Origin of the sequence: Kitasatospora sp. MY 5-36, assembly GCF_001182915.1 — a bacterium.
Lineage (GTDB): Bacteria > Actinomycetota > Actinomycetes > Streptomycetales > Streptomycetaceae > Kitasatospora.
Map to the genome: position 1 here is coordinate 1 of NZ_LFVW01000613.1, position 6,869 is coordinate 6,869.

The window sequence follows — 6,869 nt, forward strand, 5'->3', positions numbered from 1 at the left end:
CCGCCGGCTTCACCGCCGCGATCGCCCTGACCGACCTGGCCGAGCGGCCGGGGGAGAGCATGACCAGGGCCGCCGAGCTGGCCGAACTCGCGGGGGAGCGGCTGGCCGAGGAGCTCCTGTCGCACTGAACCCCGGTGCGTGCGCGACCTTCCCGCGCGGTGATCCCTCGGACGTTCCTCCATTGACGTTTTGTTGAAGGCGGGCCTAGGCTCCCGGCAATCCCTCGCCTCCCCCGTGTTCCGACACCCTCGACTCCCAGGTTCCGGAGGTCCCCCATGCCTTTCAGCCAGCCGACGGTGATCCGCTCCCGGCGGGCGGTCCTGCCCGACGGCGAGCGCCCCGCGGACGTGCTGATCCAGGACGGGAGGATCGCCCGGACGGCCCCGCACGGCTCGCTCGCGGCCCGCGAGGGCGAGCTCGTCGACCTCGGCGACACCGCCCTGCTGCCGGGCCTGGTCGACACCCACGTGCACGTCAACGAGCCCGGCCGCACCGAGTGGGAGGGCTTCGCCACCGCCACCCGGGCCGCCGCGGCCGGCGGCGTCACCACCATCGTCGACATGCCGCTCAACTCGATCCCGCCCACCACCACGGTGGCGGGGCTGGCGCTCAAGCGGAAGGCCGCCGACGGCCAGGCCTGGGTTGACCTCGGCTTCTGGGGCGGAGCCGTCCCCGGCAACCTGGCCGACCTCGAACCGCTGCACCAGGCAGGGGTGTTCGGCTTCAAGAGCTTCCTCGCCCCCTCCGGGGTGGACGAGTTCCCGCACGTCGAGGCCGCCGACCTGGAGGCGGCGCTGGCCGAGCAGGCCAGGATCGGGGCGCTGGCGATCATCCACGCCGAGGACCCGGCCGTGCTCGCCGCCGCCCCGCAGCAACCCGGCGTCCACTACCGGGACTTCCTGGCCTCCCGGCCCGCCGACGCGGAGACCGCGGCCGTCGCCCGGCTGCTCGACACGGCCCGGCGCACCGGAGCCCGGGTGCACGTCCTGCACGTCTCCTCGGCCGCCGTGCTGCCGCTGCTGCGGCAGGCCCGCGAGGACGGCGTACGGGTGACCGCCGAGACCTGTCCGCACTACCTGACCCTCGCGGCCGAGCAGGTGCCGGACGGCGACACCGCCTTCAAGTGCTGTCCGCCGATCCGCGACGAGTCCAACCGGGACGCGCTCTGGGAGGCCCTGGGGCGCGGCGAGTTCATCGCCGTCGTCTCCGACCACTCGCCGTCCACCCCCGACCTCAAGCTGTTGCCCGAGTACGGCGGCAGCGGCGACTTCGCGGCCGCCTGGGGCGGGATCGCCTCGCTCCAGCTGGGCCTGCCGGCCGTCTGGACCGAGGCCCGCCGCCGCGGCCACACCCTGGCCGACGTGGTGCGCTGGATGTCCGCCGGACCGGCCGAACTGGTCGGCCTGAGCGGCACCAAGGGCGCCATCGCCGCCGGCCACGACGCGGACCTGGTCGCCTTCGACCCGGACGGCGGGTTCGCCGTCCGCGCGAGCGGGCTGCACCACCGCAACCCGGTGACCCCGTACGCGGGCCGGACCCTCACCGGCGCGGTGCGCGCCACCTGGCTGCGCGGCCGCGAGGTGGACCCGGCGGCCCGCCCCTTCGGCCGGCAGCTCGCCCGGCCGCAGGCCGACCCCACCCGCTTCACCACCGCCACCCCCATCCCGTCCGAACGCGCCTAAAGGAGAGTCAGTGACCACTGCCGACACCCCGAGTGCTCCCTTCACCGAGCTGGTCGACCTGGCCTCCCGACTGCTCGGGGCGGGCGTCGTCGCCACCAACGAGGACACCTTCGCGGACGCCGAGAACCTGCTGGTCGCCAAGCCGGCCGAGTTCCGCCCGCACACCTTCGGCCACAAGGGCCAGATCATGGACGGCTGGGAGTCCAAGCGCCGCCGCGGCGTCTCCGCCGACCAGCCGCACCCCACCGACGAGGACCACGACTGGGCGATCGTCCGGCTCGGCGCCGCCGGGGTGGTCCGCGGCGTGATCGTGGACACCGCCCACTTCACGGGCAACTACCCGGAGACCGCCTCGGTCGAGGCCGCGTCCGTCCCCGGCCACCCCTCGCCCGAGGAGCTCCAGGACGCCGAGTGGGCCACGATCGTGCCGCGCACCGCGCTCGACGGCGACACCGCCCACGAGTTCGCCGTCACGGACGGCACCCGCTACACCCACGTACGGCTGAACATCTTCCCGGACGGCGGGGTCGCCCGGCTGCGGGTGCACGGCGAGGTGCTGCCCGATCCGCGCGAACTGGACGGCCTCACCTTCGACCTGGCCGCCCAGGAGTACGGCGGCGTGGCCGAGGCGGCCTCCGACCGCTACTTCTCCTCCCCGCACAACCTGAACGCTCCCGGCCGCGCCTCCGTCATGGGCGACGGTTGGGAGACCCGGCGTCGGCGCGACAAGGCCAACGACTGGGTGCAGATCGCCCTGGCCGGGGGCGGTGAGGTCCTGGCCGCCGAAGTGGACACCTCCTACTTCGTCGCCAATGCCCCCGGCTGGGCCGACCTGATCGGCTTCGACACCTCGACCGGGGTCGACCCGGCCGACGGCGAGTGGTTCGAACTCCTGCCCCGCACGCGGCTCCAGCCCGACACCCGGCACCGCTTCCGGCTCGACGCCGGCCGCCCGGTGACCCACGTGCGCATCAACGTCCACCCGGACGGCGGCCTCGCCCGTCTCCGGCTCACCGGCCGCCTCACCGGGGCCGGCCGCGCGGCCCTCGCGCTGCGCTGGTTCAACGCCCTCCCGGCCGCCGAGGCCGTCGCGGCCCTCACCGGGGCCGGTCTCACCGCCGACGAGGCCGCCGCGCTGACCGCCGCCCGCCCGGCGGCCGACCCGGCCGCGGCCGCGACCGTCGTCCGGAGCCTGCTCGGAAACTGACGACCCGTCGGATCCGCTCGTCGGGAACCCCAGGGAACCTTTTCCGGCGAACGGATCTGACGACCCGTCACTTCACTCTCCTCGCACCGCGCTTATCGACACCTGAAGGACCCTCCATGCCCAAGATCCTGACCACGGAGTCCGGCGCCCCGGTCGCCGACAACCAGAACTCGGCCTCGGCCGGCGAGTACGGTCCGCTGCTGATCCAGGACCAGCACCTGCTGGAGAAGCTGGCCCGGTTCAACCGCGAGCGCATCCCGGAGCGCGTGGTGCACGCCCGAGGCTCCGGCGCGTACGGCTACTTCGAGGTCACCGACGAGGTCGCGCGGTACACCCGGGCGGGCTTCCTCTCCGAGGTCGGCAAGCGCACCGAGGTCTTCCTGCGCTTCTCCACCGTGGCCGGCAACCTGGGCGCCAGCGATGCGGTGCGCGACCCGCGCGGCTTCGCGCTCAAGTTCTATACCGAGGAGGGAAATTACGACCTCGTCGGCAACAACACCCCGGTGTTCTTCATCAAGGACCCGATCAAGTTCCCCGACTTCATCCACTCGCAGAAGCGCGACCCGTACACCGGCGTGCAGGAGGCGGACAACGTCTGGGACTTCTGGGCCCACTCGCCGGCCTCGACCCACCAGATCACCTGGCTGTTCGGCGACCGGGGCATCCCGGCCTCCTACCGTCACATGAACGGCTACGGCTCGCACACCTACCAGTGGGTCAACGCCGACGGCGACGCCTACTGGGTGAAGTACCACTTCAAGACCAACCAGGGCATCCGCTGCCTGGACGGCGACCAGGCCGCCGAGGTGGTCGGCGGCGACGCCGACTCGCACCAGCGCGACCTCCACCAGGCCATCGAGCGCGGGGTGTTCCCGTCCTGGACCCTCTACGTCCAGCTGATGCCGGTCGCCGAGGCCGCGGACTACCGCTTCAACCCCTTCGACCTCACCAAGGTGTGGCCGCACGCGGACTACCCGCTGGTCAAGGTCGGCCGCCTGGTGCTCAACCGGAACCCGGAGAACGTCTTCGCCGAGGTCGAGCAGGCCGCGTTCTCGCCGAACAACTTCGTGCCCGGCATCGGCCCGTCCCCGGACAAGATGCTCCAGGGCCGCCTGTTCGCCTACGCGGACGCCCAGCGCTACCGCCTCGGCGTCAACCACACCCAGCTGCCGGTGAACGCCCCGCGCGCCACCGAGGCCGCCAACTACGGCCGGGACGGCCAGATGGCCGCCAACAGCGCCGGCCGCGGCAGGAACTACGAGCCCAACTCGTACGACGGTCCGGTCCAGACCGGCGACGCGACGGCCGCGCCGGTCAAGGTGAGCGGCCACACCGGCACCTACACCACCCCGGCGCACACCAAGGACGACGACTTCTTCCAGGCCGGCGAGCTGTACCGGCTGATGTCGGACGGCGAGAAGACCCGCCTGGTCGGCAACATCGCGGGCTTCCTGGCGCAGGTCTCGCGCGACGACGTGGTGGAGCGGAACCTCGCCCACTTCCACGCCGCCGACGAGGAGTACGGCGCCCGACTGGCCGCCGCCGTCGCCAAGTTGCGCGCGGGCGACGAGGGCTGACCCGCCCGCACCGCCCGCACCACCCTCCGCACCACCACCCTCGTGGCCGCCGGGCCCGTACCCGGCGGCCGCGGAACGGGCCCCTCCTCCCGGGCAGTGGGGGAGGGGCCCGTCGCGTCCGCCCAGGTCGGCCGGTGGGCCTGCACGGATTGTCCACGGATATGTACGGACGGCAGTCGTCGGAGCCGCCGGGTCGATAGGCTGGTGTGCGCCCGCGGTCGCTCCGTGGGGGGACATCGGAAGGGGACGACATGTCGACACCAGCCCCGGGTCGTCACGCCGCGCTTGACCAGGGTCCGACGGGCCCGTTCACCTCCCTGCAGCACGCCCTCAGACTGCTGGAGGCGGTCGACCGCCACTCCGACGGAGCCACCCTGGTGGCCCTCGCCCGGGAGACCTCGCTCGGGCTGCCGACCGTGCGCCGGCTCGCCGAGATCCTGGAGGTCGAGGGCTACCTCCAGTGCCAGGACGGCGGTTGGCTGCTGGGCGGCACCTTCGCCCTGCTCGGCCAGCACAACCGGGAGCAGCTGGTGAAGGCCCGGCTCAACCGCAAGCTCGCCGAACTCCGGGACGAGTTGGGCGCCGCCGTGTACTTCACCCGGTACCACGACGGGGAGTTGTCGGTGGAGGCGGTCTCGGCCGCCGACTACGCCCCGGCCGTGCAGGAGTGGGTGGACTTCCGGGCCACCGCGCACGCCAGTGCGATCGGCAAGTGCCTGCTCGGCCAGCTGGACGCGGACGCCCGGCGTGACCCCCTCTCCCGGCACCCGGTCGCCCGCCTCACCTCCCGCACCGTCGTCGACGCCGACCAGCTGATGCACCGGCTGGAGCGGCAGCCGGCCACGGTGCCGGTGCTGGACATCCAGGAGTACGCGCTGGGCACGGTGTGCGCGGCCGTGCCGATCACGGCGGGCAGCACGGTCGGCTGCCTGGCCACCTCGATGCCGGCGGACAACATCCACAAGCTGAAGGCCGCCGCCGAGCTGCTGGCGGCCCGGGCGGCGCCGCTGATGCTGGCGATGGCGGTCTGACGGCGGGGTGGCCGTCGCGCGCGTGACGTCGGGGAGGCCCCGCCGGGAGACCGGTGGGGCCTCCCGCGTTTCCCGCGTTTCCCCACGGTGTCCGATGGCGTCCGGCCGCGCGCGTCGCCCGACGGTGCGAGTCACTTATTAGACTCGATGTCGATAAGGGGTGCCGAACCCCTTGTCCCGATGGCTACCCGCGAGTACGTTTCCCTGGAGCCGAGCCGCCGCCCCCAGGTCAGGAGGGCCTGCCATGCCCCGTTCCACCCCCGTCCCCGCCCTCGCCGCGCCCGCCGCACGCGTGCACGAGAGCCTCGTGCTGGAGCCCCGGGACGTCCGCTTCGACTGGTCCCGGCTGCCGCTGCACTGGATCCCGGACGAGCCGATGGCCACCCACGTCATCAACGTGCTGCACCTGCTGCTGCCCGAGGGCGAGCGGTGGTTCGTCAAGGTGTTCAAGGAGGCGCTGCCGCTCATCCGGGACGAGCAACTGCGCGAGGAGGTCCTCGGGTTCATCGGCCAGGAGGCCATCCACGCCGAGGCGCACCAGGAGGTCCTGGACCACCTGCTCGGCCAGGGGCTCGACCCGCGGCCGTACGTCCGGCAGATCTCCTGGCTATTCCAGCGCGTCCTCGGCGACAAGCCGGGGCTGTCGCCGGCCCGGCAGCGCGAGAACGTCATCGAGCGGGTCGCCTTCATCGCGGCGATCGAGCACTTCACCGCCTTCCTCGGCAACTGGGCGCTCAACTCCCCGGGCCTGGACCGCGCCAAGGCGGACCCGACGATGCTGGACCTGCTGCGCTGGCACGGCGCGGAGGAGGTCGAGCACCGCAGCGTCGCCTACGACCTGATGGTCCACCTGGACCCGGGCTACCTCCGCCGGGTGCGCGGAATGGCCGTCTCCGGGCCGCTGCTGGTCCACCTCTGGGTGCGCGGCGCCCGGTTCCTGCTCGCCGCCGACCCCACCCTGGCGGGGCGGCTCAAGCCCACCTGGCGGGAGGCCGGCCGGATCGCCAAGCGCGGACTGCTGCCGGACCCGGTCAAGTCGGTCCGCTCCGGGCTGCGCTACCTGCGGCCGGGCTACCACCCGACCCAGGAGGGCTCGTCCAGCCAGGCGCTGGGCTACCTCGCCGCCTCCCCGGCCGCCCGCGCGGCCGCCGGGCGCGGCTGACGCGGGCGACAGCCCCCTCTCCCCCCTCACCCCAAGGACCCCGCCGGATGGACCCGCTCGCCCCGCCCCCCGACCTCTACGGCCGCCCCCGCGCCGACGGCTTCATGCGCCGGCTCACCGCCTTCGGCGACCGCTACTCCCCGGCCCTCGGCAGCCCCCTGCTGCGCCGCAACCCCCGGCGCCCGCTCAGCCGCCCCACCCCGCCGCTCC

Annotated in this window: 5 protein-coding genes; all 5 read left to right on the forward strand. The window is 73.5% G+C overall.

From position 1 onward, the window contains the following. Positions 1 to 275 precede the first annotated feature (275 nt). The gene (gene allB, locus AE652_RS31630; protein WP_049657794.1) at positions 276 to 1,682 is read left to right on the forward strand and encodes an allantoinase AllB; all 1,407 of its coding nucleotides are present in this window, start codon (positions 276 to 278) and stop codon (positions 1,680 to 1,682) included. A 10-nt stretch (positions 1,683 to 1,692) separates the two neighbouring features. Next, positions 1,693 to 2,889 carry an allantoicase gene (gene alc / locus AE652_RS31635; protein ID WP_049657796.1) on the forward strand — a complete coding sequence of 399 codons (1,197 nt, stop codon included), beginning with the start codon at positions 1,693 to 1,695 and terminating at the stop codon, positions 2,887 to 2,889. Between the two features lie 116 nt (positions 2,890 to 3,005). Beyond that, positions 3,006 to 4,466 (forward strand): catalase, encoded by a 1,461-nt coding sequence (locus AE652_RS31640; protein ID WP_049657798.1) that lies wholly within the window; start codon positions 3,006 to 3,008, stop codon positions 4,464 to 4,466. 251 nt (positions 4,467 to 4,717) lie between these two features. Next, positions 4,718 to 5,497: an IclR family transcriptional regulator gene (locus AE652_RS31645; RefSeq protein WP_049657800.1), complete on the forward strand. Its 780-nt coding sequence runs from the start codon at positions 4,718 to 4,720 to the stop codon at positions 5,495 to 5,497. A gap of 244 nt (positions 5,498 to 5,741) precedes the next feature. Beyond that, positions 5,742 to 6,659, forward strand: coding sequence for a metal-dependent hydrolase (locus AE652_RS31650; protein WP_049657802.1), 918 nt, complete (start codon positions 5,742 to 5,744; stop codon positions 6,657 to 6,659). Positions 6,660 to 6,869 lie beyond the last annotated feature (210 nt).

Bases quoted from the DNA above. Each gene is read 5' to 3' on its own strand.
- allB (WP_049657794.1), top strand. From the start codon at position 276: ATGCCTTTCAGCCAGCCGACGGTGATCCGCTCCCGGCGGGCGGTCCTG.
- AE652_RS31640 (WP_049657798.1), top strand. From the start codon at position 3,006: ATGCCCAAGATCCTGACCACGGAGTCCGGCGCCCCGGTCGCCGACAAC.
- AE652_RS31645 (WP_049657800.1), top strand. From the start codon at position 4,718: ATGTCGACACCAGCCCCGGGTCGTCACGCCGCGCTTGACCAGGGTCCG.
- AE652_RS31650 (WP_049657802.1), top strand. From the start codon at position 5,742: ATGCCCCGTTCCACCCCCGTCCCCGCCCTCGCCGCGCCCGCCGCACGC.